28 protein-coding genes, 1 tRNA gene and 1 pseudogene are annotated in these 26,248 nt (G+C 72.2%); 4 read left to right on the top strand and 26 right to left on the bottom strand.

Annotated elements, in window-relative coordinates; translation table 11 throughout:
• Positions 1 to 28 precede the first annotated feature (28 nt).
• The 8 genes from ACH414_RS11330 to ACH414_RS11295 all read right to left on the bottom strand — a co-directional run bounded on the left by ACH414_RS11330 (position 29) and on the right by ACH414_RS11295 (position 4,865).
• Positions 29 to 1,021 (bottom strand): RNA polymerase sigma factor SigF, encoded by a 993-nt coding sequence (locus ACH414_RS11330; protein WP_382538703.1) that lies wholly within the window; start codon positions 1,019 to 1,021, stop codon positions 29 to 31.
• A 235-nt stretch (positions 1,022 to 1,256) separates the two neighbouring features.
• Positions 1,257 to 2,102 (bottom strand): RNA polymerase sigma factor SigF, encoded by an 846-nt coding sequence (locus tag ACH414_RS11325; protein WP_382538700.1) that lies wholly within the window; start codon positions 2,100 to 2,102, stop codon positions 1,257 to 1,259.
• Between the two features lie 185 nt (positions 2,103 to 2,287).
• Complete coding sequence (locus ACH414_RS11320; RefSeq protein ID WP_382538698.1) at positions 2,288 to 2,587, bottom strand: Dabb family protein; 300 nt, start codon at positions 2,585 to 2,587, stop codon at positions 2,288 to 2,290.
• An 11-nt stretch (positions 2,588 to 2,598) separates the two neighbouring features.
• Positions 2,599 to 2,763: a hypothetical protein gene (locus ACH414_RS11315; RefSeq protein ID WP_164986384.1), complete on the bottom strand. Its 165-nt coding sequence runs from the start codon at positions 2,761 to 2,763 to the stop codon at positions 2,599 to 2,601.
• Between the two features lie 478 nt (positions 2,764 to 3,241).
• Positions 3,242 to 3,329, bottom strand: a tRNA-Ser gene (locus ACH414_RS11310).
• A gap of 78 nt (positions 3,330 to 3,407) precedes the next feature.
• On the bottom strand, positions 3,408 to 3,836 hold the full coding sequence (gene tadA / locus ACH414_RS11305; protein WP_386563909.1) for a tRNA adenosine(34) deaminase TadA: 429 nt from the start codon (positions 3,834 to 3,836) through the stop codon (positions 3,408 to 3,410).
• Between the two features lie 65 nt (positions 3,837 to 3,901).
• On the bottom strand, positions 3,902 to 4,426 hold the full coding sequence (locus tag ACH414_RS11300) for a hypothetical protein (protein ID WP_382538695.1): 525 nt from the start codon (positions 4,424 to 4,426) through the stop codon (positions 3,902 to 3,904).
• Positions 4,427 to 4,661: 235 nt separating this feature from the next.
• Entirely contained in the window at positions 4,662 to 4,865 is a 204-nt protein-coding gene (locus ACH414_RS11295; RefSeq protein WP_382538692.1) for a hypothetical protein, read from the bottom strand.
• Positions 4,866 to 4,958: 93 nt separating this feature from the next.
• Between ACH414_RS11295 and upp the strand changes: the two genes are divergently transcribed.
• Positions 4,959 to 5,594, top strand: coding sequence for a uracil phosphoribosyltransferase (gene upp, locus ACH414_RS11290; RefSeq protein ID WP_382538689.1), 636 nt, complete (start codon positions 4,959 to 4,961; stop codon positions 5,592 to 5,594).
• A gap of 203 nt (positions 5,595 to 5,797) precedes the next feature.
• On the opposite strand, the gene ACH414_RS11285 is transcribed toward upp, so the two are convergent.
• Together ACH414_RS11285 and ACH414_RS11280 are read right to left on the bottom strand one after the other, a co-directional pair.
• Positions 5,798 to 6,433, bottom strand: coding sequence for a LytR C-terminal domain-containing protein (locus ACH414_RS11285; RefSeq protein ID WP_398941599.1), 636 nt, complete (start codon positions 6,431 to 6,433; stop codon positions 5,798 to 5,800).
• Between the two features lie 111 nt (positions 6,434 to 6,544).
• A complete protein-coding gene (locus tag ACH414_RS11280) occupies positions 6,545 to 6,841 on the bottom strand; it encodes a type II toxin-antitoxin system VapB family antitoxin (RefSeq protein WP_017240525.1) in 297 nt (98 codons plus the stop codon).
• A 105-nt stretch (positions 6,842 to 6,946) separates the two neighbouring features.
• Between ACH414_RS11280 and ACH414_RS11275 the strand changes: the two genes are divergently transcribed.
• Positions 6,947 to 8,539 (top strand): helicase HerA-like domain-containing protein, encoded by a 1,593-nt coding sequence (locus ACH414_RS11275; RefSeq protein ID WP_398941597.1) that lies wholly within the window; start codon positions 6,947 to 6,949, stop codon positions 8,537 to 8,539.
• A gap of 11 nt (positions 8,540 to 8,550) precedes the next feature.
• Here the strand turns inward: ACH414_RS11275 and ACH414_RS11270 are convergent, their stop codons facing one another.
• From ACH414_RS11270 to ACH414_RS11250, 5 genes are all read right to left on the bottom strand, one after another.
• Positions 8,551 to 10,104, bottom strand: coding sequence for a M28 family metallopeptidase (locus ACH414_RS11270; protein ID WP_386562993.1), 1,554 nt, complete (start codon positions 10,102 to 10,104; stop codon positions 8,551 to 8,553).
• 115 nt (positions 10,105 to 10,219) lie between these two features.
• A complete protein-coding gene (locus ACH414_RS11265; RefSeq protein ID WP_398941595.1) occupies positions 10,220 to 10,912 on the bottom strand; it encodes an HhH-GPD-type base excision DNA repair protein in 693 nt (230 codons plus the stop codon).
• A gap of 41 nt (positions 10,913 to 10,953) precedes the next feature.
• Positions 10,954 to 11,937: a prolyl aminopeptidase gene (pip, locus tag ACH414_RS11260; RefSeq protein ID WP_398941593.1), complete on the bottom strand. Its 984-nt coding sequence runs from the start codon at positions 11,935 to 11,937 to the stop codon at positions 10,954 to 10,956.
• A gap of 10 nt (positions 11,938 to 11,947) precedes the next feature.
• Positions 11,948 to 12,523: an RBBP9/YdeN family alpha/beta hydrolase gene (locus tag ACH414_RS11255; RefSeq protein ID WP_398941591.1), complete on the bottom strand. Its 576-nt coding sequence runs from the start codon at positions 12,521 to 12,523 to the stop codon at positions 11,948 to 11,950.
• Positions 12,524 to 12,584: 61 nt separating this feature from the next.
• On the bottom strand, positions 12,585 to 13,232 hold the full coding sequence (locus ACH414_RS11250) for a TetR/AcrR family transcriptional regulator (protein ID WP_382538667.1): 648 nt from the start codon (positions 13,230 to 13,232) through the stop codon (positions 12,585 to 12,587).
• 150 nt (positions 13,233 to 13,382) lie between these two features.
• Here ACH414_RS11250 and wrbA point away from each other — a divergent pair, with 150 nt between their 5' ends.
• Complete coding sequence (gene wrbA, locus ACH414_RS11245) at positions 13,383 to 13,991, top strand: NAD(P)H:quinone oxidoreductase (RefSeq protein ID WP_382538664.1); 609 nt, start codon at positions 13,383 to 13,385, stop codon at positions 13,989 to 13,991.
• Positions 13,992 to 14,214: 223 nt separating this feature from the next.
• Here the strand turns inward: wrbA and ACH414_RS11240 are convergent, their stop codons facing one another.
• From ACH414_RS11240 to ACH414_RS11210, 7 genes are all read right to left on the bottom strand, one after another.
• Entirely contained in the window at positions 14,215 to 14,502 is a 288-nt protein-coding gene (locus ACH414_RS11240; protein WP_382538661.1) for a metal-sensitive transcriptional regulator, read from the bottom strand.
• Between the two features lie 88 nt (positions 14,503 to 14,590).
• Positions 14,591 to 15,835 carry an RNA polymerase sigma factor gene (locus tag ACH414_RS11235; protein ID WP_391769700.1) on the bottom strand — a complete coding sequence of 415 codons (1,245 nt, stop codon included), beginning with the start codon at positions 15,833 to 15,835 and terminating at the stop codon, positions 14,591 to 14,593.
• Positions 15,832 to 16,266, bottom strand: a complete 435-nt coding sequence (locus ACH414_RS11230) for a YciI family protein (RefSeq protein ID WP_386562976.1) — start codon at positions 16,264 to 16,266, stop codon at positions 15,832 to 15,834. The genes ACH414_RS11235 and ACH414_RS11230 overlap by 4 nt, the downstream gene beginning before the upstream one ends.
• A gap of 225 nt (positions 16,267 to 16,491) precedes the next feature.
• Positions 16,492 to 17,730, bottom strand: a complete 1,239-nt coding sequence (locus tag ACH414_RS11225) for a winged helix DNA-binding domain-containing protein (protein WP_391769699.1) — start codon at positions 17,728 to 17,730, stop codon at positions 16,492 to 16,494.
• A gap of 161 nt (positions 17,731 to 17,891) precedes the next feature.
• On the bottom strand, positions 17,892 to 18,953 hold the full coding sequence (locus tag ACH414_RS11220) for an aldo/keto reductase (RefSeq protein WP_382538649.1): 1,062 nt from the start codon (positions 18,951 to 18,953) through the stop codon (positions 17,892 to 17,894).
• 66 nt (positions 18,954 to 19,019) lie between these two features.
• Positions 19,020 to 19,925, bottom strand: coding sequence for an alpha/beta fold hydrolase (locus tag ACH414_RS11215; protein ID WP_398941586.1), 906 nt, complete (start codon positions 19,923 to 19,925; stop codon positions 19,020 to 19,022).
• Positions 19,922 to 20,884, bottom strand: a complete 963-nt coding sequence (locus ACH414_RS11210) for a DUF5937 family protein (protein WP_391769697.1) — start codon at positions 20,882 to 20,884, stop codon at positions 19,922 to 19,924. Before ACH414_RS11210 ends, ACH414_RS11215 begins: the two co-directional genes overlap by 4 nt.
• 84 nt (positions 20,885 to 20,968) lie before the next feature.
• On the opposite strand from ACH414_RS11210, the pseudogene ACH414_RS11205 reads away from it, so the two are divergent.
• Positions 20,969 to 22,135 (top strand): annotated as a pseudogene (locus ACH414_RS11205) (MFS transporter); the annotation flags it as partial.
• Between the two features lie 156 nt (positions 22,136 to 22,291).
• On the opposite strand, the gene ACH414_RS11200 reads toward ACH414_RS11205, so the two are convergent.
• The 4 genes from ACH414_RS11200 to ACH414_RS11185 form a co-directional block, all read right to left on the bottom strand.
• Positions 22,292 to 22,507 (bottom strand): DUF4287 domain-containing protein, encoded by a 216-nt coding sequence (locus tag ACH414_RS11200; protein WP_398941927.1) that lies wholly within the window; start codon positions 22,505 to 22,507, stop codon positions 22,292 to 22,294.
• Between the two features lie 279 nt (positions 22,508 to 22,786).
• Positions 22,787 to 25,066, bottom strand: coding sequence for an FtsX-like permease family protein (locus ACH414_RS11195; protein WP_398941584.1), 2,280 nt, complete (start codon positions 25,064 to 25,066; stop codon positions 22,787 to 22,789).
• Entirely contained in the window at positions 25,063 to 25,722 is a 660-nt protein-coding gene (locus tag ACH414_RS11190) for an ABC transporter ATP-binding protein (protein ID WP_398941582.1), read from the bottom strand. The genes ACH414_RS11195 and ACH414_RS11190 overlap by 4 nt, the downstream gene beginning before the upstream one ends.
• 22 nt (positions 25,723 to 25,744) lie before the next feature.
• Complete coding sequence (locus tag ACH414_RS11185) at positions 25,745 to 26,158, bottom strand: hypothetical protein (RefSeq protein WP_398941581.1); 414 nt, start codon at positions 26,156 to 26,158, stop codon at positions 25,745 to 25,747.
• Positions 26,159 to 26,248: the final 90 nt, after the last annotated feature.

Here is a 26,248-nt window from a genome sequence, read left to right as displayed (position 1 = left end):
TGTCAGCGAGGAAGCGAAACGGGCAACTTCAGTCGGCGATCAGGCCCTCGCGGAGCTGTGCGAGGGTGCGGGTGAGGAGGCGGGAGACGTGCATCTGGGAGATGCCGACCTCCTCGCCGATCTGCGACTGGGTCATGTTCGCGAAGAAGCGGAGCATGATGATCTGCCGCTCGCGGGGAGGGAGTTTGGCGAGCAGGGGCTTCAGCGACTCGCGGTATTCGACGCCTTCCAGGGCGGTGTCCTCGTAGCCGAGGCGGTCCGCGAGGGAGCCCTCGCCGCCGTCGTCCTCGGGGGAGGGGGAGTCGAGCGAGGAGGCCGTGTACGCGTTGCCCACGGCGAGGCCGTCGACGACGTCCTCCTCCGACACCCCGAGCACCGCGGCGAGTTCGGGGACGGTGGGGGAGCGGTCGAGCTTCTGGGCGAGTTCGTCGCTGGCCTTGGTGAGGGCGAGCCGGAGCTCCTGGAGGCGGCGCGGGACGCGGACGGACCAGGAGGTGTCGCGGAAGAAGCGCTTGATCTCGCCGACGACGGTCGGCATCGCGAAGGTCGGGAACTCCACGCCCCGTTCGCAGTCGAAGCGGTCGATCGCCTTGATCAGGCCGATGGTGCCGACCTGGACGATGTCCTCCATGGGCTCGTTGCGGGAGCGGAAGCGGGCCGCCGCGTAGCGCACGAGGGGGAGGTTGAGCTCGATGAGGGTGTCGCGGACGTAGGTCCGCTCCGGGCTGTCCGCGGCGGCTCCCTCGTCGTCGAGGGCGCGCAGCCGGAGGAACAGGGAGCGCGAGAGGGTGCGGGTGTCGATGGCCTCGGGCGTGACGGCCGGCGGGGCGACGAGGGTTTCGTCCGTGACCGGCGCCGTGTCGGGCCCGGCCGGCGCGCTGTCGACGGCGGTGGGCGCCGTGGTCTGCGTCGGGACGGCCGCCGGCATCGTGCCGGACGTGTCGGGCGTGACGGGCGTCTGCGCCGACGCGGGCATGGGCGTGAGCGTGAGCACCTTCGAGCTGCCCTGTTCTGCGGACATGCCACCCCCTTGAGGTCGCGGACGGTCGTGATGGCCACGACCATCTGAGGAACGCAGCCTCCACCTGAATACCGGAGGCGGGGCCGCGGCAAACTCGGTTTCTGCAGAATGTCACATGTCGGCAACACGCTGTAGTGACTTGTCGACAAGGACAGGGCGGGAATCCGCAGGAAACAAGGGGTGTGCGGCACTTGGTGCGCCGAAAAGCTGCTCCGAAACGGTCTACCCGTTCCAGCTATGCCTCGATCCTGTTTGCGGATCTCAACCGGGCGAAGCTCCGGGCGAGGAGCCTTGACACGTGCATCTGGGAGACCCCGAGCTCCTGACTGATCTGAGACTGGGTCAGATTGCTGTAGTAGCGCAGCATCAGGATCCGCTGCTCGCGCTCGGGGAGCTGGACGAGCAGGTGTCGTACGAGGTCGCGGTGTTCGACCCCGGCGAGGGCCGGGTCCTCGTAGCCGAGCCGGTCGAGCAGCCCGGGCAGTCCGTCGCCCTCCTGGGCCGCCTCCAGGGAGGTGGCGTGGTAGGAGCGCCCGGCCTCGATGCAGGCCAGCACCTCGTCCTCGCCGATCTTGAGGCGTTCGGCGATCTCGGCGGTGGTGGGGGAGCGGCCGTGAGCGGTCGTCAGGTCCTCGGTGGCGCCGTTGACCTGGACCCACAGCTCGTGGAGCCGGCGGGGGACGTGGACCGTGCGGACGTTGTCGCGGAAGTAGCGCTTGATCTCCCCGACGACGGTCGGCATGGCGAAGGTCGGGAACTGCACGCCCCGGTCGGGGTCGAAGCGGTCGATGGCGTTGATCAGGCCGATCGTGCCGACCTGGACCACGTCCTCCATCGGCTCGTTGCGGCTGCGGAAGCGGGCGGCGGCGTACCGCACGAGCGGCAGGTTGGCCTCGATCAGGGCGCCGCGCACGCGGTGGTGCTCGGGGCTGCCCGGCTCCAGGTTCTTGAGCTGTCCGAAGAGCACCTGGGTCAGGGCCCGGGTGTCGGCGCCACGGGTGCTCTGGGGGCGGGGGCGCGGGGTTTCGGGGGCCCCGGCCTCGTTCTGGGGCGGGACTTGAGGCGCTGTACTGGCCGGCACGTTCACGCCACCCCTTCATGTCAACTTCGGTCGACTCATCCGTCAAAAGCGGTCATAGCATCACAAGACATGTCCACTGTGTGCAAGCACCGTATAACCACGTGTTGAGGGCAAGTTGGACGGGTAAAACCACGGGCCCCCCGCCGTGGAACGGCGAGGGGCCCGGGAAAGCGAGGGGCTGAGGCTCAGGCCTCGAACGGGTAGTCGGCGATCACCCAGGTGGCGAACTCGCGCCACTGGGCGACGCCCGCCTGGTGCGCCGGGTGCTCCAGATAGCGCTGGAGCGCGTCCTTGTCCTCGACGGCCGAGTTGATGGCGAAGTCGTACGCGATCGGGCGGTCGGAGATGTTCCAGTCGCACTCCCAGAAGCGCAGCTCCGGGATCTGCGAACCGAGGGCGCGGAAGGCCTCGACGCCCGCCACCACGCGCGGCTCGTCGCGCTGCACGCCGTCGTTGAGCTTGAAGAGGACCAGATGGCGGATCACGGGCGGTACTCCTAGTTGACGAGCTCGGTCATGAACTGGCCGACGCCTTGAGCGGCGCTCGATATGCCCTCGAACCCTACCTGGACGAGATCCGCGGCCCGGGCCGGGGACGTGATGATCGTGTACAGCACAAAGACCACGACCGCATAGAGTGCGATCTTCTTCGCCTGCGCCATCCGCTCCGCCCTCCCCTGGCCGCCTCCGCCGCGCGGTCGCCGAGTCTAGCCCAGCCCCTCTTCACCGGGCCTTTATGGACCAAGGGCCCTGCGATCGAGGCCTTTTGCCGCCCGACGGAAGGGTGGCGGACGAGGAGTATGGATGTCGAGCCCGGCGGATCTGGCAGGAATCCGCAGGGCCGAGGAACCGGCCCTCACTGCGGGGCCCACGCCGCGAGCTTCCCCCCTGACTGCGGCGTCGGGCTTGCAGGACCGGTTCTCATCGGGGGGAGCGGCTTGTCCCCCCGATGCCGCTCCCCCCGTCCTGAACTGACGTCAGATTGACATGCTCATGACAATAGGTCGAGGGACTGTCGGTGGCCACCAGCGGCCATGGGGGGTCATGAGCGGCCATCAGGAGCCATCAGTGGCCATCAGGGGCAATCAGGGGCAATGAAAAACCTCCCCGAACCGCGTTTCCGCAGTTCGGGGAGGTCTCTGGCGGTAGCGGAGGGATTTGAACCCTCGGTGAGTTTCCCCACACTCGCTTTCGAGGCGAGCTCCTTCGGCCGCTCGGACACGCTACCGAGAGAGAGCTTAGCCCAAAGGTGCCCAGGACTGAAATCCGTATGTCCGCGCAGGTGAGAAGCGTGCCGCGGACGGCGTCAGCGGTCCCGGAAGAAGGCCGTCAGCCGGCCGGAGCACTCGTCCTCCAGGACCCCGTGGACGACCTCGGGGCGGTGGTTGAGGCGCCGGTCGCGGACGAGGTCCCAGAGCGAGCCGGTCGCGCCCGCCTTCTCGTCGAAGGCGCCGAAGACCACCCGTTCGACCCGCGCCTGGACGAGCGCGCCCGCGCACATCACGCACGGCTCCAGGGTCACGACGAGCGTGCAGCCGGTCAGCCGCCACTCACCGGTCGCGGCGGCGGCCCGCCGCAGGGCGAGGACCTCCGCGTGGGCCGTCGGGTCGCCGGCCGCCTCGCGCTCGTTGTGGCCGAGGGAGAGGACGGCGCCCTCCGGGGAGAGCACGACCGCGCCGACCGGTACGTCACCGGCCAGCGCGGCCTTGTCCGCCTCGGCGAGGGCCAGCCGCATCGGGTCCCGCCAGGGGTCCCGTACGGGATCGGCGCCCGCGCCGGGGTCGTGTACTGCCAGGGGCACTAGCGCACGGCCTCCAGGACGGAGGAGGCGCCCAGGACATCCGCGATCTCCCCCAGGGCGTCGCTGTCGAGCGCGAGCAGCTCCCGCTCGCCCAGGCCCAGGTCCGCCAGGATCTGCCGGTCGCCGACGGGGGCCGCGGGCACGCCCGTGTCCTCGTCGTCGTCGGCCACGGCGCCGGCCGGCTCGCCGTCCTCCGTGCCGTCCAGGTCGAGGGCGTCCACGTCGGTGTCGGCATCCCGCCGGTCGTCGCCGAGGATCTCCGAGGTGAGGATCTCCCCGTACGAGGAGCGGGCCGCCGCGGCCGCGTTCGAGACGAAGACCCGCGGGTCGTCCTCGCCGTCTACGCGGACGACGCCGAACCACGCGTCCTCCTGCTCGATGAACACGATCACGGTCTCGCTGTCGTCCGCCGCGGCCTCCCGGGCCAGGTCGGCGATGTCCGACAGGGTCTCCACACTGTCGAGCTCTGTATCGCTCGCTTCCCACCCGTCTTCGGTGCGCGCGAGCAGTGCGGCGAAGTACACCTGACTCTCCCACTGATCAGAGGTGTGTCGATCCGGCGGCGCGCTCCTCATGCCCCGCCCAATCGGCATCGTGACAGAAACCTCGCCGTCAGGAGAGGTCTTCGGCTCTTGCGTCGTGCATCAGTCTGAACGACACCGCGATCGGGCGGGCGTGCGACCCCGGCGCACACGGGGGGCGCACGACGGGCACGTCAGCGGCGCGACACCCGCGCGTCACCGGTGCCACCCGCAGCCGTCACCAGCGGAACGTGCGCATGCGCATCGCCTGCCGCATCCGGGCCGCCCGGGCGCGTCGCGGCTGGACGCGGTCGCGCAGCGCCTTGGCCTCGTTCAGCTCACGCAGGAACTGGGCGCGGCGCCTGCGGCGCTCCGCGTCGGTCTCGCGGCGGGGCTCCTCTTCGGGAGCCGTTCCGCCGGCCTCGCCTTCCAGGTCGGCCATGGGCCACACCATCCCAGGACTGGGTCCGGTCACCTGTGACCCCACCTTCCCTCGACGGCACGGGTTGACGCCAGTCCCGGGTACGGTTGAGCCATGCGTCTCCACGTCGTCGATCACCCGCTGGTCGCCCACAAGCTCACCACGCTGCGCGACAAGCGCACGGACTCCCCGACCTTCCGCCGGCTGGCCGACGAGCTGGTCACCCTGCTCGCCTACGAGGCGACCAGGGACGTGCGCACCGAGCAGGTCGACATCGAGACCCCCGTCACGCCGACGACCGGTGTGAAGCTGTCGTACCCGCGGCCGCTGGTGGTCCCGATCCTGCGGGCCGGTCTCGGCATGCTCGACGGCATGGTGCGGCTCCTCCCGACGGCCGAGGTGGGCTTCCTCGGCATGATCCGCAACGAGGAGACGCTGGAGGCGTCCACGTACGCCTCGCGGATGCCGGAGGACCTGTCCGGCCGCCAGGTGTACGTCCTGGACCCGATGCTCGCGACCGGCGGCACGCTGGTGGCGGCGATCCAGGAGCTGATCAAGCGCGGCGCCGACGACGTCACGGCGGTCGTGCTGCTCGCCGCCCCGGAGGGCGTCGAGGTCATGGAGCGCGAGCTCGCGGGCACGCCGGTGACGGTCGTGACGGCCTCGGTCGACGAGCGGCTCAACGAGAACGGCTACATCGTCCCGGGCCTGGGCGACGCGGGCGACCGCATGTACGGGACGGCCGACTAGTTCCCGCCGTCCATAGGCGGCTGACCGGCCCTGGGCGGCCGACCGGCTCCGGATCGCCGGCGGGCCTGGACGGCCGACCGGCTCCGGATCGCCGGCGGGCCTGGACGGCCGACCGGCTCCGGATCGCCGACCGGTACTGCTGATCGGCTCCGGGGGCGACCCCTCTGGGGACCGACTGCTCCGGATCGCCGACCGGCTCCGGGCTAGCAGCGGCCGGGCAGGGGCTGCTTGGGCTTGTTGAGGGCCACGAGTGCCGCGTCCGCCGCGGCCTTCGGGTCGAGCGTCTTGAAGGCCGTGCCGATGATCAGGTCGACGTCCGCCGTGGTGCGGGCGTCGACCTTTGTCGTGGCGCCCTTCAGCTGGGTGCCGAGCACGGAGAAGCTGCCCTTGGTGGCCGCCGGGGCGCCGAGCAGTATCCCGGTGCCGGGGACCTTCTTGTCGTAGGCCGCCGGGGCGTTGCCCACCTTGCCGATGGCGAAGCCGCGCTTCTTCAGCTCGTCCGCGGTCGTCTTGGCGAGCCCGGCGCGCGGGGTCGCGTTGTAGACGTTGACCTTGATCTGGGCGGGCTTGGGCAGGGCGGCGGCCGCGGGAGGCGTGGTCGCCTCGGCGGCGGGCTTGCAGTCGGCCTGCTTGCCGGCGGCCGTGGTGGTCTTCCCGTCGCCTCCGGTGAAGACGTCGACCAGCTGCAGAGTTCCCCAGCCGGCCGCACCGAGCACGACCGCGCCGGCCGCGGCTCCGAGGATGATCCTGCGCCGGCGATGGGGGCGGCGCATGCGCGGGTAGACATCGCCCGTGATGCGGTACTTTCCGCCCATTCCGGGGGGAGTGAGCATGCTCATGAACGCAGCGTAGTGCCGCCCGTGGGCGATGCCTACTGGATGATCATGTGATCGCGTCCGGATGGGGGCGAAGAGGCCCCGAAAGGATCAGTCGGGACGCGGACCGAAGGGTCAGTCCATCTCCAGGACGCGGGCGTGCAGCACCTGGCGCTGCTGGAGGGCGGCGCGGACCGCGCGGTGCAGTCCGTCCTCCAGGTAGAGATCGCCCCGCCACTTCACGACGTGCGCGAAGAGGTCGCCGTAGAAGGTCGAGTCCTCGGCGAGCAGGGTCTCCAGGTCCAGCTGGCCCTTGGTGGTCACCAGCTGGTCGAGGCGGACCGGGCGCGGGGCGACGTCCGCCCACTGCCGGGTGCTTTCCCGGCCGTGGTCGGGATACGGCTTTCCGTTACCGATGCGCTTGAAGATCACACGGAAAGCCTACCGGGCGAGCGGCTCCCGGCGCAGCCACGCACACCCGATGCGATGCTGGGGCGAATCGTGACAATTCGTACACACCTGGGACAGGGGTCCGCCATGACCGCGAGCGACCAGCCGACGGCCAACCCCTCGGCGCAGCCTCCGACGCAGCCCTGGGCGGAGATCGCCGCCGGGTACGCCTTCGACGGAGCCGCACTCGATCTGGGGGCCCTGCTCTGGGACGGGCAGTGTCACCCGGACGCGCAGGTCCGCATTCCGCTGCCCATGCTCAACCGGCACGGTCTGGTCGCCGGCGCGACCGGCACCGGCAAGACCAAGACGCTCCAGCTGATCGCGGAGCAGCTGTCCGCGAACGGCGTGCCCGTCTTCCTCGCCGACATCAAGGGCGACGTCTCGGGCGTCTCGGCGCCCGGCGAGGACGGCGAGAGGGTCAGGGAGCGGGCGGCGCAGGTGGGGCAGGAGTGGACGGCGACGGGCTTCCCCTGCGAGTTCTACGGGCTCGGGGGCACCGGCCCCGGCATCCCGGTCCGGGCGACCGTCACCAGCTTCGGCCCGGTGCTGCTCTCGAAGGTGCTCCAGCTCAACCAGACGCAGGAGCAGTCGCTGGGCCTGATCTTCCACTACGCCGACGCCAAGGGCCTGGAGCTGGTCGACCTCAAGGACCTGCGGGCGGTGGTCGCCTTCCTCGTCTCGGACGTGGGCAGGGCCGAGCTGAAGGGGATCGGCGGGCTGTCGACGGTGACGGCCGGGGTGATCCTGCGCGCGATCACGGCGTTCGAGCAGCAGGGCGCGGGCGGCTTCTTCGGGGAGCCGGAGTTCGACACGAGCGAGTTCCTGCGGACGGCGGCGGACGGCCGCGGCGTCGTCTCCGTACTGGAGCTGCCGGCGGTGCAGGACAAGCCGCAGCTGTTCTCGACCTTCCTGATGTGGCTGCTGGCGGATCTGTACGGGGACCTGCCGGAGGTCGGCGACCTCGACAAGCCCAAGCTGGTGTTCTTCTTCGACGAGGCGCATCTGCTGTTCAACGGGGCCTCGAAGGCGTTCCTGGAGTCGATCACGCAGACGGTGCGGCTGATCCGTTCCAAGGGCGTCGGGGTCTTCTTCGTGACGCAGACCCCGAAGGACGTCCCCGCGGACGTGCTCGCCCAGCTGGGCAACCGGGTGCAGCACGCGCTGCGGGCGTTCACGCCGGACGACGCCAAGGCGCTGAAGGCGACGGTGCGGACCTTCCCGAACTCGGCGTACGACCTGGAGGAGGTGCTGACCGGCCTCGGCACGGGCGAGGCCGTGATCACCGTACTGAGCGAGAAGGGCGCCCCGACGCCGGTGGCGGCGACCCGGCTGCGGGCACCGCAGTCGCTGATGGGCCCGGTCCCGGCGGCCGACCTGGAGGCGGCGGTGAAGGGCTCGCCGCTGTACGGGCGGTACGCGGAGGCGGTGGACCGCGAGTCGGCGTACGAGCGGCTCACGGCCGAGCAGCAGGAGGCGGAGGCGGCGGCGCTGCGGGCCGCCGAGGAGGCCGCGGCGGCCAAGGAGGCGGCGAGGGCTCCTCGCCGGAAGGAGGAGCCCTCGCTGGCCGAACAGGTCGTCGGCAGTGGGATCTTCAAGTCCCTCGCGCGGTCGATCGGGACCCAGGTGGGCCGGGAGATCTCCCGGTCGATCTTCGGGACCGCGCGGAGGAGGCGCTAGCGCGCCGGCGCCTACTCGGTGACCTCGTGGTGGTCGTCGTGCAGACCGCCGCCGCTGCCCGCGTCGCCGGTGGTCGGGACGGAGACGACGGGCCGCTTCAGGGAGCTGATGTCGTGGGCGTAGGTGCCCACGGCGTGGGCGATGACGTCGATGTTGACGTCGAACGCCGTCATGTCGATGTTGGCGAGGGTGTCGCCCTTCTCGTGGTAGTTCACGTCGTACGCGACGCCCGCCTGGCCGCCGAACTTCTCGGCCTGGGCCGCCGTCTTGATGCCCTCGGCACCGGTGAAGGTGCCGCCGGAGGCGATGCCGGCGTCGACGAACGGGCCGTAGTCGGAGCGGCCGGTGAAGTCGGTGCCCTCGTGCGGGATCCCGCGCTCGTCCATGAAGTCGGTGATGTCGCGCTCCAGCTGGGCGGAGCCCTCGGGGCCCGCGCCCGCGCCGACGTGGTCGGAGTCGTCGCCGTCGTAGACGAACAGCCCGTAGTTCGGCGAGGCGATCATGTCGAAGTTCAGGTAGAGCTTGATCTCCTTCTTGCCGAGCTCGCCGAGGTTCTCGACGTAGTGCTCGGAGCCGAGCAGGCCGTTCTCCTCGGCGGACCACCAGGCGAAGCGGATCTTGTTGCGGACCTTCTCCTTGGACTTGGCGAGCTCCAGGGCGGTCTGCAGCAGACCGGCGGAGCCGGAGCCGTTGTCGTTGATGCCGGGGCCCGCGGTGACGGAGTCGAGGTGGGAGCCGAGCATCACGGTGTTGGCGGCGTTGCCGCCGACGGTCTCCGCGATGACGTTGTTGGTGGAACGCTTCTCCTGGAGCTGGCGGATCTCGAAGGAGAGGCGCACCGGGCCCTTGGCGAGGTCGGCGACGAGCGCCTCGCCGGCGGCCTTGGTGATGCCGCCGGTCGGGACGCCCTCGGCGGACGGGGCGCCGAGGGTGCCGGCGAGCACGCCGTCGGCGTTGTTGTAGACGATCGCGCCGATCGCGCCGGCCGCGCCCGCGTTCTTCTGCTTGACCGAGAAGTTGCAGCCGCCGCGCTTGATGAGCGCGACCTTGCCGGTGAAGGCGCCCGCGGCGAAGTCGCCCGGCTCGCAGCCGGTGCTGCCGTCGGCGTCGACCGGGACGGCGGCCAGGTCGGCCGTGACGCCGCCGACCGCGGTCGACTTGGTGTAGGTCATCGCCTTGATGGCGAGGTCGCGCGGGGCGGGGGAGAGGACGGCGGCCTTCTCGGCGAGCGTCTGGGTGTAGATGAAGTCGAACTTCTGGTACGTGACGGCGTAGCCGGCCTTCTTGAGCTGCGTGTACACGTACGCGGCCGAGGCGTCGTGGCCGAGGGTGCCGGCCGCGCGGTTGCCGCCGGCCGAGTCGGCTATGGCCTGGAACTTCTGCAGGTGCTTGTAGGCGTCCTGGGCGGACGTCTCGCGGACCAGCTTCCTCGCCAGCCGGGCGGCGTCGCGGGCGGCCGCGGCCCCGGGGTCGGGGGTGGCGGTGGCGGGCGCGGCGAGCACCAGCGGGGTGGCGAGTGCGGCAGCGGCCAGAACGGCGGCGGCTCTGCGCTGGGTAGCGTTCACAGAAGTCCTTCCCGGTTCGTACGAGGTGAAAGGGAAGTTAGCGACGGGTGAGGGATTCTGTGAACACATCCGGCGCAATTCCTGTCAGGTCGACCGAGATTGACATCAGGAATTATCAATTCCTGTTCGTTTCGGCGCTCTTGGCCGACTTGGCCGACTTGGAGGGCCTGGCATCCTTGGTGCTCTTGGTGCTCTTGGTGCTCTTGGTGCTCTTGGTGCTCTTGGTGCTCTTGGCAGTCTTGGCCGCCGCCTTCATCTCCTGCTTGTGGGCGCGCACCTTCGCCAGCGACTCGGGGCCCGTGATGTCCGCGGCCGAGCGGTAGCAGTTCGCCTCGCCGTACGGGCCCGCCGCCTCCCGCCAGCCCTCGGGGCGCACCCCGTACCGCTTGCCGAGCAGCGCCAGGAAGATCCGCGCCTTCTGCTCGCCGAACCCGGGCAGCGCCTGGAGCCGGTCGAGGAGCTCCCGCCCGGTCGCCGCGTCCCGCCAGACCGCCTCGGCGTCGCCGTCGTACTCCTCGACGAGGAACCGGCACAGCTGCTGGATGCGCCCCGCCATCGAGCCCGGGTAGCGGTGCACGGCCGGCTTCTCGGAGAGCAGGGCGGCGAAGGCCTCCGGGTCCCGGGCGGCGATCTCGCGCGCGTCCAGGTCGTCGTGGCCCATCCGGCTCGCGATCGTGTACGGGCCGGAGAACGCCCACTCCATCGGCACCTGCTGGTCGAGCAGCATGCCGACCAGGGCGGCGAGCGGGGAGCGGCCGAGCAGCTCGTCGGCCTCGGGCTGCTGGGCGAGGTGGATCTCGGGACTCATGACCGGATCATCGCGCCCGCGCACCCCGCCCGCCCGGTGGTTCACCCCTTTGCGAAGCGTTCGAGGGCGGCGAGCACTCGCGCCCGGGTCTCGCCGTCGCCCAGGTGCCCGGCCTGCTCCACCACGTACAGCTCCGCGTCCGGCCAGCCGCGGGTGAGCTCCCAGGCGGTGGTGAGCGGCCCGCCCATGTCGAGCCGGCCGTGCACCAGGACGCCGGGGATGCCGGCGAGCCGGTGGGCGTTCCCGATCAGGACGCCCTCCTCCAGGAAGGCGCCGTGGGCGAAGTAGTGCGAGCAGATGCGGACGAAGCCGAGCCGGGCGGCGTCGACCCGGTCGGTGTACGGGGTGCCCTGGCCCTCCATCGACAGGACGGCGTCCTCCCAGGCGCACCAGTCGGCCGCGGCCTTCTCCCGTACGGGCAGCTCGGGGTGGTTCATCAGGGCGGCGTACGCCCGGACCAGCTCCGCCCCGCCGGCCGCCGGGGCCGCTCCGCCCGCGCCCGCGCCCGCGCGGAACCGCTCGTGGGCCTCGGGGAAGAAGCGGCCGACGCCCTCGTACAACCAGGCGGTCTCGGAGCGGCGGGTGGTCGTGACGGAGGCGAGCACGATCTCGCTCACCCGCTCGGGATGGGCCTGCGCATAGGCCAGGATCAGCGTCGAGCCCCAGGAACCGCCGTACAGCAGCCAGCGGTCGACCCCCAGGTGGACCCGGAGCCGCTCCATGTCGGCGACGAGGTGGGCGGTGGTGTTCACCGACAGGTCGACGGCCGGGTCGCTCGCGTGCGGGGTGGAGCGGCCGCAGCCGCGCTGGTCGAACTGGACGATCCGGTACCGCTCGGGGTCGAAGAGCCGCCGCGCCCCGGGGGAGGACCCGGAGCCCGGCCCGCCGTGCACGACGAGGGCGGGCTTGCCGTCGGGGTTGCCGGCGACGGACCAGTACACGTGGTTGCCGTCGCCGACGTCGAGCAGGCCCTCGGCGTAGGGGTCGGACTCGGGGAAGGGCCGGTGGCGATCGTTGTGCGGCATCCGGCCGACGCTAGCGGTTGGCGCCCACCCGCGCCGCCGGGTTTTCGCACCACTCCAGGACCGAGGGCCACTCCCCGTACCCGGAGTCCGGGGTCAGATGGGCCCCGCCGGGCACCTCGTCCAGGTCGAGGCCGAGCGGGACGCCGTAGTGGAGTGCGGCGCCCTCGGGGCAGTAGGGGTCGCCCGCCGCGTACACGAGCCGGGCGGGCGCGCCGAGGCGGACGGCGGCGAGGTCGAGGCCGTCGGCGAAGCCGGCGATCTCGGGGATGGAGGCGGTGACGCCGGGGGAGGGCGGCGCGACCAGGAGCACCCGGTCCGCGTGGGGCAGCCGCCCGGCCGCCGCGGCGCGCAGCCAGAGCAGTACCCCCAGGCTGTGCGCGAGGACCACGAACTCGCCCTCGGCGGGCCGCTTCCCGTGTTCCTCCAGGGCGTCGAGCCACTCGGCGAGGACCGGGGCGTCGGGCTCGGGCAGCTGCGGGTAGCGCACCTCGTGCCCGCGCTCGCGCAGCGTGCCGGCGAGCCAGTGGTGCCAGTGGCCGGGCGGGCGGTGGTTCTGGTAGCCGTGCAGGATCAGATACGTGGTCATGGCGCCGATCGTGCGGCCTGGACGGCCTGCCGGTCCACCGCTGTCCGGGGAGCGGTCGGCCCTAGCGCGCGGCGCGGCTCTGCAGCCGGAGCAACTGCCGCATGCCCGACTTGAGTTCCTCGGACGACAGGCCCTTGTCCACCGAGAGGTGGTGGACGAGGCTCGGCGAGAACGGCGCGAGGAGCAGGTGCGCGAGGAGCGCGGCGTTCGCCTCGGGGCGGGCCTGGCCGATGAGCAGGGTCAGGTGGAGGTGCATCGCGAGGTAGGCGCCGTTGCCGTAGCGCGCCACGGGCGCGGCGGTCTGGGCGGCGAGCAGGATCTCGCGCTGTTCGACGGAGCGGTCGACGAGGGCGTCGAGGAAGGCGTCGATCCGCTCGTCTGCCGGGGCGCCGGGGCCGAGTGGCGGGGGTCCGTTGAGATACGCGTCCTGGAACTGCCGCTCACGGTCGTCGAGGAGCGCGAGGAGCAGCTGGGCGACGTCGCCGAAACGGCGGTAGACCGTCCCGACGCCTATACAGCTGGCGTGGGCGACCTGGTTCATGGTGACGGCCTCGGGGCCTTCCTCGGCGACGATCCGGGCGGCCGCGTCGAGGATCTTGCGCCGGTTGCGGGCGGCGTCGGCGCGTTCGGGGGCGGGGCCTCCGGCGATCGGCAGCAGGTTGAGCATCGGCGCCGACCCGTCTCTGGCCTGCGGGTTCTTCGTGCTCATCTGCGGATGCCTCCCTTGTGGCGCACGTCCCCCTCGATTCGTTCCTGACCACGAGCATACCCGTCCCCCTTGCAAATCGGATAGCGCTCCGCTTAGCCTCGGAGAGTCGAATCGGAAAGCAATCCGCTTAGCTCGATCGAGGAGCCCGCCATGTCCGTCAAGGTCGCCGTCGTCTACTACTCGTCCACGGGGAACGTGCACCAGCTCGCCCAGGCCGTCGCCGAGGGTGCCGAGAAGGCCGGCGCCGAGGTCCGCCTCCGCCGGGTGCCCGAGCTCGCCCCCGACGCGGCCATCGACGCGAACCCGGCCTGGCGCGCCCACGTCGAGGCGACCGCCGACGTCGAGATCGCCACCCTCGAGGACCTGGAGTGGGCGGACGCGTACGCGCTCGGCTCGCCGACCCGCTTCGGCAACGTGGCCGCCCAGCTGAAGCAGTACATCGACACCGCCGGCGGCCTGTGGCAGCAGGGCGTGCTCGCCGACAAGCCGGCGACCGCCTTCACCAGCGCCTACAACACCCACGGCGGCAACGAGTCGACGCTCCTCGCGCTCTACAACACGTTCCACCACTGGGGCTCGGTCATCGTCTCGCCCGGCTTCACCGACCCGTCGGTCTACGCGGCCGGCGGCAACCCCTACGGCACCTCGCACGCCAGCACCAACGGCGCCCCCGAGGAGAACGTCCTCGCGGCGGCCCGCCACCAGGGCGAGCGCCTGGCGAAGATCGCGAAGCGCCTGAAGGGCCTGGCGGTCGACTGACCCGTCGCGCGACGGCGCGCGATGTGCGAGTACCCCCGGGGCGGAGGCTCCGGGGGTACTTCTGTTGGGGGTGTGTGGGTGTGTGGGTGTGTGGGTGTGTACGCGTGCCCGTGCGCTCGGGCCTTCGGGCCTTCGGGCCTTCGGACCTTCGGGTGCCTTCGGGTGCCCTCGTGTGCCTTCGGGCGCCCTTCGGGTTCCTTCGGCCTCAGGGGGCCGCCGGGCCTCACGCCAGGGACAGGAAGAGCTTCTCCAGGCGAGCGCGCATCTGCTCGCGGTCCTCGCCCGTCCTGCGGCCGTCCTCGACGTCGGTCAGGCACTGCTGCAGACCGGTCGCGATGATGGCGAACCCGGCCCGGTCCAGCGCCCGGGAGGCGGCGGCGAGCTGGGTCACGACCTCCTCGCAGTCGCGCCCCTCCTCGATCATCCGGATCACGCCGGATATCTGGCCCTGGGCCCGGCGCAGCCGGTTCAGCACGGACTTGAGCTCGGCGCCCGCGAGATCCAGTTCCACAACCACTCCTCCACAGATACGTGTCCGCCCAAGGATGACACCTGCCGCTGCGGTGTTCCGGTGCCCATGGGTGCCGTGGGCACGCCCGTCACGGATCGAGGCGGGCCGCGCGGGTCTGGAGGTAGCGGCGTTCCGGGAGGCTGAGGGTGCCCCGGGCGGCGGTGCGGTAGGCGTCGGCGGCGGCCTGGTGGGCGCCGGTGCGTTCCAGGAGGTGGGCGCGGACGGCGGCCAGGCGGTGGGAGTCGGGGAAGCGGGGCTCCAGGGCGGTCAGGGCGGCCAGGCCCGCCTCCGGGCCGTCGACCATCGCCAGGGCGACCACGCGGCCCAGCTCCGCCATCGGGTCCGGCGTCTTCGTCACCAGGACGTCGTAGAGGCCGAGGATCTGGGGCCAGTCGGTGGTCGCGGGACCGGTGGCCTCGTCGTGGAGGGCGGCGATCGCGGCCTGGAGCTGGTACGGGCCGGGCGGGCCTTCCGTCAGGGCCTCCTCGACCAGGGCGGTGCCCTCCGCGACGGCCGCCCGGTCCCAGCGGCCGCGGTCCTGCTCGTCGAGGGGCACCAGCTCGCCGTCCGGGCCCGTACGCGCCGCACTGCGGGCCTCGGTCAGCAGCATCAGCGCCAGCAGACCCGTCACCGCGCCCTCGCGGGGCAGCAGCCGTCGGGTCGCCCGGGTCAGCCGGATCGCCTCGCGGGCCAGCTCGCCGCGGTGCAGGGCGGGGCCGGAGGTGGCGGTGTAGCCCTCGTTGAAGATCAGGTAGAGGACCTGGAGGACGGAGGGCAGGCGGGCGTCGCGGTCCTCCGGGGACGGCGGGCGGAAGGGGTGGTCGGCGCCGGCCGCGCGCAGCCGCGCCTTCGCCCGGCTGATCCGCTGCGCGATCGTCGCCTCCGGCACGTGATGGGCGCGGGCGATCTCCGCCGTCGTCAGACCGCCCACCGCCCGCAGCGTCAGCGCGATGCGGGCGGGCGGCGTCAGCACCGGGTCGCAGCAGAGGAAGAGCAGTGTGAGCGTGTCGTCGTCGGCCGGCGCCGCCCGCGGGTCGCGCGGTTCGAGCCGCAGCGCCGTCTCCTCCCGCCGGGCCCGCGCCTCCTCCGCCCGCAGCGCGTCCGCGAGACGCCGGGACGCCACCCGGATCAGCCAGCCGCGCGGATTGCCCGGCACCCCGTCCTGCGGCCACTGCCGTGCGGCGGCGAGCAGCGCCTCCTGCACGGCGTCCTCGGCGGCGTCGAAGTGCCCGTAGCGGCGTACGAGCGCGCCGAGGACCTGCGGGGCGTGGCGGCGCAGCAGGTCCTCGGTGGCGGGGCCGGCGGCGGGCCCCCGCCCTTCCGGGAGGGTCAACCGATCTCGCCTCCGCCGAGGTCCGCCCCGCCGGCCTCGTCGATCTGCCGGATCACCACCGGGTAGACGGGCGAACCGACCGGCGCCGGGCACTGCGCCACCCGCGCCGCGATCTCCGTCACCCGCTCCAGGCTCGCGCAGTCCAGCACCCAGTACCCGGCGAGCACCTCCTTCGTCTCCCCGTACGGGCCGTCCGTGACGACCGGCCGCCCGTCCTCGTCCGCCGTCACGAACCGGGTCCTCGCGGGCTCGACCAGCCCCTGGGCGTCCACGAACTCCCCGCTCTCCGCCAGGTCGTCGTTGATCGCGTTCATATAGGCGAACATCGCCCTGAGCTCCTGCTCGCTCCAGGCGGGGCTGTGCTCGGACGCCTTGCCGTTCATGGCGTCGTAGTCGGCCTGGGCGCCCTGCACCATCACCAGGTACTTCATGGCCATCTCCTTGTCCGTGGATACGGGGTCCCTCGGTACGGGATCCCTCCGTACGGGATCCCTCCGTACGGGATCCCTTGGTACGGGATCCCTTGGTACGGGATCCCCCGTACGGGGCTCCCTCCGTGGTGCCCTTCACAGGAGACGTCGGAGCCGGGCCGCGTTCCTCGACACCTCGCCGGAGCTCACCTGTACGGGTTCCCCCGGACGGGCGAGGCGCGGCCCTCAGGCCCCGGCCGCCGACAGCTCCCGCTCCAGCGGGGTGCGGAAACGCGGAGTGATCCGGACCTCGCCGACCCACTCCGCGAGCCGCGCCGCCTCCGCCTCCACCGCCCTCGCGGCCTCGGCGCCGACGTCGGTGAGGAGCCGGTGGACGATCCGGCCGTCCGGGCGCTGCGCCCAGCCGCCGACGATCCGCCCGTTCCACCACACGGTCGGGCCGATGTTGCCGCTGCGGTCGAAGAGGGCCGGACGATGGTCCGGGTCCAGGTACCAGTCGCGGGACTGCCAGCCCATCGCCGTCGGGTCGAGCGCCGGGAGCAGCGCCGCCCAGGGGCCCGCGGCATCCGGTCGTACGGGATCGAGGTCGTCGGGCAGGACGTGTCCCGGGCCCTCGTCGAGCAGCACCTGCCGGGCGTCGACCGCCGCCAGGGCGCGCCGCACGTCCGTGACCTTCCACCCCGTCCACCACTTCAGGTCCGCCTCGGTGGCCGGTCCGTACGCGGCGAGCCAGTGCCGCACCAGCTCCGACCGGGCCTCGGCGGGAGGGAGTTCGGCGTGGGCCGGGGTCAGCGCCCAGCGGTAGCGGCTCGACGTCCAGCCGCCCTGCGGCCGGCCCCGGGCGATCCGGCCCTCCATGCCGAGGACCCGGAGCACCCGGCTGGACACCGCCTGCGGCCCCTCCTGGGCGGTGCCGACCCCGTACACGTACTGCTCCCGCAACCGCGGTACGGCGCTGCCGAGTTCCGCTCCGGTCGCCTCGCCCCGGGCCGCCAGCTCGGCGAGCACCTGGCGCTCGGTCTCGGCGAGCCACACCGCGTCGAGGTCGCTGCCCGCCGCCAAGTGCTTGAGGAGGGACGCGCGTTCGCGGGCGGCGGCGGCGTCGGCGGTGGAGTGGTGGACGGCGGCGGCGAGACCGGACGGGACGACGAAGACGGTGTGCCGCATGCCGTGCATCCGGGTCAGCGTCCGCTCCTCGTACAGCGCCCGCTCCACCTCCGCCACCGGGTCCCGGTCCGCGCCCAGCCGCGCCCCCGTCGCCAGGAACACGGTCGCGGGGTCGGTCGCGTGCAGTGCCACCAGCGCACCGGCGACCTCCTCCGCGGTCTCCGCCCGCGCCGCTCCGGCCAGCCGGTGCCGCAGCGCGAGGCGGGCGCGGCGCTCTTCGGGGCCGATGACCCGCGGGGTGGCCGCGGTGGCCGGGCGAGGAGCCCGCGGGGTGCTGTGCTCGCGGTTCTTCTGCATGGGTCCAGCATGACGCCCGGCAGGGCCTCGACGAGGTCAGACGGAACGGATCGGGAGGCCTCCCAGGCACCCCCGCCCACACACCCCCGCCCACGCACGCACCCCCGCCCACGCACGCACCCCCGTCCACGCACGCACCCTCGTCGGCACACCCAAGCCCGTCAGTCGGCCGCTGCCCTCTCTCCCACCGGGCGGCGTCGCAGGGCGGCGTCGGTGAGGGCGGGCGGGCGCCAGACCCCGTCGGGGCGGTAGAGGTCGGTGCCGGGCGGCACGATCGCGTCGATGCGGTCCAGGGCCTCGTCCGTGAGGACCACGGACGCCCCCTTGAGCAGCCCCTCCAGCTGCTCCATCGTGCGCGGGCCGAGGATCACCGAGGTCACCGCGGGGTGCGCGGCGGCGAAGGCGACGGCCAGTTCGGGCAGGGTGCAGCCGAGGGAGTCGGCGACGGCGACGAGTTGCTCGACGGCGTCGAGCTTGGCCTGGTTGCCGGGGATGGCCGGGTCGAAACGGTGCGGGGTGAGCGCGGCGCGCCCGCGGGTCAGGTCGACGGGCCGCCCCTGGCGGTAGCCGCCGCTGAGGAACCCGGACGCCAGCGGGCTCCAGGTCAGCACCCCCATCCCGTACCGCTGGGCGACGGGCAGCACGCCGGCCTCCACACCGCGGGCGAGCAGCGAGTAAGGGGGCTGCTCGGTGCGGAAGCGGCGCAGACCACGCCGTTCGGCGACGGCGTGCGCCTCGACGATGTCCTCGGCGGGGAAGGTCGAGCAGCCGAAGGCCCGGATCTTGCCCTGGCTGACGAGGTCGCCGAGGACGTCGAGGGTCTCCTCGATGTCGGTGCGGTGGTCGGGACGGTGCACCTGGTAGAGGTCGATCCAGTCGGTGCCGAGCCGCTTGAGGCTGTTCTCGACGGCACGGGTGATCCAACGGCGGGACGAGCCGCCCCGGTTGGGCCCCTCGCCGCCGACCGGGAAGAACACCTTGGTGGCGAGCACGGTGTCCTCGCGGCGGCGCCGGTCGCGGAGCGCCTTGCCGACGATCTCCTCGGACTCGCCCGCCGAGTACATGTCGGCGGTGTCGACGAAGTTGACGCCCTGGTCGAGGGCGGCGTGGATGATCCGTACGGCGTCCTGGTGATCGGGGTTGCCGACCGCCCCGAACATCATCGTGCCGAGGCAGTACGTGCTGACTTCCATCCCGGTCCCGCCGAGTACCCGATATCGCATGCGCCGCACCCTAGGGGTTGGAGTCCACTCGAAGGCAAGCACCCGGCGGGCCAACGGGCTCCCGGATCACGGCATTTCGGCGACGAAGGCCGCTATGAGGCGGTGCAGCACGTCGGGACGTTCCAGGTGCAGGTCGTGACCGGCGCCGGGCAGGCAGACGCCCCGCAGCCCGGGGCGGCGGCGGGCCATCTCGTCGTACTCCGCCGAGGCGATGATCCCGTTCTCGCCGACGACGGCGAGGAGCGGCAGCGAGGTGTCGATGGCGGCCCACTCGTCCCACCAGGCGCGTTCGCCCCGCCCGACGAGCTCGGTGAGCGAGGCGACCATCACCTCGGGGTCGAACCGGGGCCACCAGCCCCCGTCCCGCTCTTCGAGCCCGCCGGCCCAGCCGTCCCCTACGGGCCCGCCGCCGAAGTACGCGGCGGCCGCCTCCCGCGAGGGGAACGGCACCGGCCAGGCCCTGAGCCACCCGCCGATCTCGTCCAGGAGGCCCGGTTCCGCCCCGCCGGGCCCGGCCTCGACGAGGACGGCTCCGGCGAGGCGCGCGGAGTGCGCGGCGGCGGTGAGGAGGGCGGCGTGCCCGCCGTACGACTGCCCGACGAGGACGGCCGGTGCGGGCCCGAGGTCCAGGCCGGGGGCGTCGAGTACGGCGATGACGTCGGCGACGTAGGCGGCGCGCGAGGTGTCGGCGGGGTGCCGCTCGCTCGCACCGTGACCGCGCTGGTCGAGGGCGAGGACGCGGTGCCCGTCGGCGCGCAGCAGCCGCGCGAGGGCGTCCCACTCGCCGGCCTGCCCGGCGAGCCCGTGGAGGAGGAGAAAGGTTCGGCTACGGGGGCGGGGGATGGGGCTTGGGCTGGGGCGGGGGATGCCGAGGCGGCCCCAGTCGCGGCAGGAGAGCCGTACCCCGTCGTCGCGTACGAGGGTGTGCTCGGTCCAGTCGATGCCGGTAGCGTCGCTCGTCGGGGCGGTCATACGGGTTCCTCCGTAGGGCAGAGCAGGCTGTCGGCGACGGCGGTACGGGCGTAGAGGACGGATCGGCCGCTGCGGTGGGCCGTGACGAGCCCCGCGTTCTTGAGGGCGATGAGGTGCTGGGAGACGCCGGCCGCCGAGAGGCCCGAGGAGGCGGCGAGCTGGGTCGTCGAGGCGGGGGTGTCGAGCTCGGCGAGGAGGAGGGCGCGCGAGCGCCCGAGGACGGCGGCGACGGCATCGGTCGCGGTGCGGGTGGTCCGGGGCTCCCACAGGTTGCCGATCCCGCGTGCGGGATAGGCGAGTTGGGGCGGGTCGGGCGCGACGGAACGGGTCAGGACGCGCGGCCAGACGAAGGCCGAGGGGATCAGCAGCAGCCCGGAACCGGCCTGGTCGCGGGTGAGCGCGCAGGCGCGCCGTACGAGGCGCAGGGTGCCGTCGTCCCACCGCACGGTCTCGTGGAGTTCACTGAGCACCCGCGCCGAACCGTGCTCCGCGACCTGCCGGGCCCGGTGGAAGACATCGGCCTCCAGGAGGCTGCGGATACGTGCCCAGTAGGGGGCGAGGGCGAGTTCCCAGTAGGTGCCGATCTCGTCGGCCAGCCGATCGAGGTCGAGGGAGGTGCCGGGGCGGAGGCCGAGGAGCTCCAGGTCGTGGGCGATCCGGTCGGGCGGGGTCTGCCGGATGGCGTCGAGTTCGGCGTCGAGGGAGGGGAAGGGCCCGGTGGGGGTGGGGTTGAGGAAGTCGGCGAGGTAGCCGCGGGCGGGGACGAGCGAGGCGAGCCGGCCGCGGTCGAGTCCGGCCCGGACGATCCGGGGCCGCACCTGGGCGGCCCAACGGCGGTGGAGCGGAGGGTCGGCGGCGTCCCTGAGGAGCCGGAAGCTGGTGGCGACTTCCCACATGGGGGAGACGGCGAAGCGGGTCTGGGCGAGATCGGCGGCGGAGAAACTGAGCCCGGACTCCATGCGTACTACCCCCGGCGGTGTCGGTCGGATTCGGTCTGAGCTTAATCATTGGAGCCGGGAGCGGCCGGAGAGCAACCTCCCCCCATGCCTTCCGCACGGACCCCTTCCAGCAGCCCGCGCAAGTCCCACAGCCGGCGCGAGTCCTATAGCCCCCGCGAGCCCCGCGAGTCCCGCGAGTCGCGTGAGCCCCGCAAGTCCCGCGAGTTTTCCACCCCCACCACCCCCACCACCCCCTTCAGCTCGTTCAAGAACCTCCCGCCGGTGGTCTGGACGGTCTTCGGCGGCACGGTCGTCAACCGCCTCGGCTACATGGTCACGCCCTTCCTGGTCTTCTTCCTGGCCTCGCGCGGGGTGACCGGCACGGACACCTCGTACGTCCTCGGCGCGCTCGGCGCCGGCAACCTCCTCGGCCCGGCGGTGGGCGGCGTGCTCGCCGACCGCATCGGGCGCCGCCCCACGATGCTCATCGGCCTCCTGGGCGCGGCGGGCGCCCAGGGTGCGCTGTTCGTGGCGCCGGGGGTGTGGACGATGGCCGCGGCCGCGCTGCTGATCAGCGCCACGGGCACGCTCGTCGCCCCCGCCGCGTACGCGCTGATGGCGGACGCCGTGGACGCCGAACGCCGGCAGCGGGCGTACGCGCTCTTCGGCTGGGGCGTCAACATCGGCACGGCCGTCGCGGGCGTCCTCGGCGGCGTGCTCGCCGCGCAGGGCTACTGGCTGCTGTTCGCGGTCGACGCGGGAACGATGCTGATCTACGCAGCCGTCGTCGCCTTCCGGCTGAGCGAACCGCCGCGCGGGCCGCGGCCGGAGAAGGACGGCATCGGCTACGGGGTGGTGCTGCGCGACCGGCTCGTGATGCTGCTGCTGCCGTTGTTCGGCGTCGAGCTGTTCGTGTACTCCCTCACCGAGGTCGCGCTGCCGCTCGCCGTCCACGACAGCGGCCTCTCGCCGGCGGTGTACGGCGCGATGGCGGCGGTCAACGCCGTCCTGGTGGTCGCCCTGCAGCCCTTCACGACCGCGCGGCTGGCCCGGCTGCCCCAGCTGCCGGTGCAGGCGGCGGGCACCGTCCTGATCGCGCTCGGCGTGGCCCTGACCGGCGTCGCCGACGGCATCGTGGGCTTCACGGTCTCGGTGGTCGTCTGGTCCCTGGGCGAGGTCGTCGTCGCGGGCATCGCGGCCGCCGTCATCGCCAACCTGGCCCCGGCCCACGCCCGCGGCCGCTACCAGGGCGCCTACAGCTGGACCTGGGGCGTGGCCCGCTTCGGAGCCCTCACCGTCGGCGTCACCGTCTACACGGGCGTCGGCGCGCCGGCCCTCTGGTGGTCCGCCCTCGCCGCCGGACTGGCCGCGGCGGCCGCGACCCTGGCCCTGGTGGGCCGGGTGAGCAGGCGCACGGCAGGGCCCGGACTACTTGCGGTCGGCGAGGACATGGGCGACGAGGGCGTTGGCGTGGCCGTGCCCGAGCCCGTGCTCGGACTTGAGCCAGGCGACGAGCTCCATGTGCTTGACGAGCGGGGAGCCGTCGATGATCTCGAACCACTCGCTGACGGGGCGCCCGTACTTCTTCTCGATGGAGGGGAAGTAGCTGGCGGGACCCTTGACGGCGGGGGCGTCGGCGGACATGGAGAGGCCTCTTCTCTGCGGGGCGCGGGCTGAACGCGCGGGTTCGACGTCTGTCGGGCGGTCGCCGACTTCACGTAGGAAAGACCGGGGCCGCGCCGAAAACTCATCGGCGGGGCCTCAGGTGATTTTGTCGGCGGTCGGCTTGGGCCGGGCCGGGGTCGGATCAGGTCGGCTTGGACCGGGCCGGGCCGGGGCGGATCAGGCCAGCTTGGTTGGGTCGGGTCGGATCAGGTCGGCTTGGTTGGGTTGGGCCGGGTCGGGTCGGATGGCCGGTCGGTGTCAGTCCCGCCGGATGTGCTCGGGATCGACATGCCGCCGTACGAGCGGCAGTGAGGCCACCCCGCCGACCACGAGCACCCCCAGCGCGGACACCACCAGCAACGGCAGCCCGGCCCAGTCCCAGTGCACGGCGCCGCCGCCGGTGATCAGATAGCTCGACTCGGCCAGCCACCCGGTCACCACGGCCGCCCCGAGCCCCACCCCGAGCGGCAGCACCACCTGCGCACACTGCGCCACCCGCAACGTCCCGCCCCGCGCCCCCAACAGTGCGAGCGCGGTCACCTGCCCCCGCCGCTCCATCGCCCGATCGGCCACCGACACGACGAACGCGGCGACCCCGACGACGAGCCCGAGCACCATGCCGGCGGCGAGGAGGCTGCGGATGACGGTGAGCTGGTGCAGGGACTCGAAGACGATGCCTACGGGTTCGACCTTGGCCGTGGGCGCGATGGCGCCGATGGCGTCGAGGGTGCGGCGGACGGTGGCGTCGTCGGCAGCGGTGGCGAGGCTGAGGGTTCCGTCGGCAAGAGCCGTGCCTGGGGGGAGGGCAGACGGCGGGATCAGGACGTCGATTCCTGAGAACGCCGAAGGCTGCCAGGCGAACACCGTCACCTGCTCCCGCGGAACGACGACGGTGACCTTGCTGCCGTTGTCGAGCAAGAACGGAAAGCTGCGACCGGGCTGGCCGGCCGGGCTCTGCAGAGTGTCGGGATCGTGGACGCGGAGCACACTGCCGTCGACGCAGCCGCTTGATGACTTGGTGAAGGCGGCGAGTTGTGCACACGTGGCGACGCCCGCGGTGATCCTCGGAGTGTCCTCTTCGAGGGAACGAACCCATGAGTCGGCGGTGAGCCCCTGCCCCTTGACTGTTTCCACGTGACTGAGCCGAACCCGCTGATGGGCGTCGACCGAGTCCAAGGGCAAGGCGTACTCCTGAACGGGCGCGGTACGGCGGCTCACCTGGTCCAGCTCGACGAGCACCCCCTGCGTCAGCGAGGTCGCGTACACCAGCAGCACCAGCCCGGTCACGACCCGCAGCGCGCTGCCCGGCTCGACCTCGGCCCGTCGCATCGCGAGGGTGAGCGGCAGGGAGCGCACGTGGCCGGCCAGTCGGCGGGCCAGCCAGGCGGTGACGGGTGCGAGCCCGAAGACCAGCCCGGCGCCGGTCAGGAGCACGGCCCCGGGAATGAGCACCGAACTGGCGCTGCCTCCGGACGGGTCCCGCCCGAGCACGCTGAGGACGCAGTACCCGCCGATGACACCGAGCCCCGGAACCAGCAGCAACGTCCCGTACTTCTTCGGCGGCTTGCGCTGCGCGGTCCTGCGGACGTTCAACGGCGTGAGTGCGGCCTCACGGGCCGAACGCCGCCCGACGAACCAGGCGAGCGTCGGGCAGAGCACCAGACACACGGCGAGCGTGCCGACACCCGGCCGCCCGTCGGCCGGGTACCAGTGCAGCCCGGGCAGGCCGATCCGGGCCATGACCTCGTTGAAGCCGAGGTATCCGATCACCCCGACCACCGCTCCCAGGAACGCCGCGGCGACCGTCTCTCCGGCGTTGACCCGCAGGGTGTCCTTCACGCTCAGCCCGACCAGACGCAGCGCGGCGAGCCTGCGCGCCCGCGACTCGGCCGAGAGCCGGGCGCAGACGGAGAGGAACACGGCAAGCGGGAGCAGGACGATGCAGGAGAGGGTGAAGCGCAGGATGTCGAGCGTGGACTCGTCCACGACGGGAGTCGAGGGATAAGGCGTGCCGAACCAGGCGAGTTCGCGTGCATCGGATGGAAGTTGGTGCTCTGTCTGGCCGATGTACGCGTAGAGGTCGTCGGGACCGGCCAGCCCGGCGGGCCCGATGACGCCGGTCACCTTGCCCGGCACCAGTCCGGAAACCCCCGGATGATCATGCAGAATCTCGCGGAGCCGGGGCGAGGGGATGACCTCGCCAGGACCGGGAAACCGGTTCAGCCCGGGCGGCAGCGGCGTCTGGCCGGGACCTGTGCGGGCGACGAAAACCCGGTAGAGCGGCTCGGCACCATACGCGTCCTCACGAGTGGCGAAGGAGATGTGGGAGACCGGTTGAGGGTCCATCTCCTTGATGACGGGCCGGGGATTCCGGTCGCCGGAGCGGGCGTCGTGCGCGGCGGTGATCGCCGGAATGGTGAGTACGGCGGCCAGACAGGCCACCCCCAACGCGCATCCGCCGGTCATCAGCAGGAAGCGGGCCCGCCCCCGGCGCCCGCCGCGCCACAACAGCCGCAGCCCGAACAGGAAGCTCTTCACTTCAGGACTCCGTCGGACATCGTGTACCGGATGTCGGCCTGCGCGGCGACGCTCTCGTCGTGCGTCACGATGACGACGGCCGTCCCCTGGTCCCGGGCCAGCCTCAGGAACTCCTCCAGAACGGCTGCGGCGTTGGCGCTGTCGAGGGCCCCTGTGGGCTCGTCGGCGAACACCACGGCCGGCCGGTGCACCAGCGCCCGTGCCACGGCGACGCGCTGGCTCTGCCCACCGGAGAGCTGGGAGGTCCTGCGCTGGAGCAGGTCGGTCATGCCGAGCCGCCCGAGCACCTCACCGGCCGCCGCGTGCGCGGGCGCTTTGCGCTGCCCGGCGAGCCGAAGCGGCAACGCGGCGTTCTCCTCGACGGTCAGTTCGGGCAGGAGCTCCCCGTACTGGAAGACGAAGCCGAACCGCTCGCGGCGCAGCGTGCTGAGCTCGTCGTCGTCGAGGGTGGCGAGGTCGACACCGTCGAAGACGACGCGTCCGCTCGTCGGGGCCAGGACCCCCGCCAGGCAGTAGAGCAGCGAGGACTTTCCCGAGCCGCTGCTTCCCATGACAGCGGCCACTTCTCCGCGCCGCAGCGTGAAATCGGCGCCGCTGACGGCTTGGTGGGCCCCGTAGAAGAGATCCACGCCCTCGGCGCGGAGAACGGCGTTCATGATGATGTGCCCTCCCTCGCCGTCACTTCCGCTTGTAGGAGAGCTCGGGGGAGCAGTTGTCCGGTCGCAGCGAGCCTCGATCGCGGCACGTTCGAATCCAGGCCTGCGTGGAGTACAGGGCCGCGCCGTCGTACACGACCTGGTCCAGGTGGACGGTCTTCCTTTGAACGCCGTTGAAACGACTCCAGCCGTACCCCTGGACCTTCACCTGCAGATAGACGTTGTGCCCGTCATTGGGGAGGCTGTCGACCAGATCGCCCTTGAAGTGGAAGCCCCCATGGTTGCTGTCCTTGGGCTCCCAGCGGTACTTCGCTTCGCGAAACTTGGACCCGTCGGTGGTCCGCGTCGGGATCACCTTCCACGAGTCCGCCATCGCCCCACCGACGCCCCCGACGAACAACCCGGCGGCCACCGCCACCGACACCCACTTGCGCACAACGCCTCCACTCAGAGCACCACGAACGGAACCTGTGGCAGTGAGTATTGGGGCCGTTGCTCACGGTAGTGAAATGGTGGATCGTTTCCT

Source organism: Streptomyces sp. NPDC020422 (assembly GCF_044386705.1).
Lineage (GTDB): Bacteria > Actinomycetota > Actinomycetes > Streptomycetales > Streptomycetaceae > Streptomyces.
The sequence above is the reverse complement of the archived record's forward strand: the minus strand, read 5'-3'. Positions and strand labels throughout refer to the sequence as shown.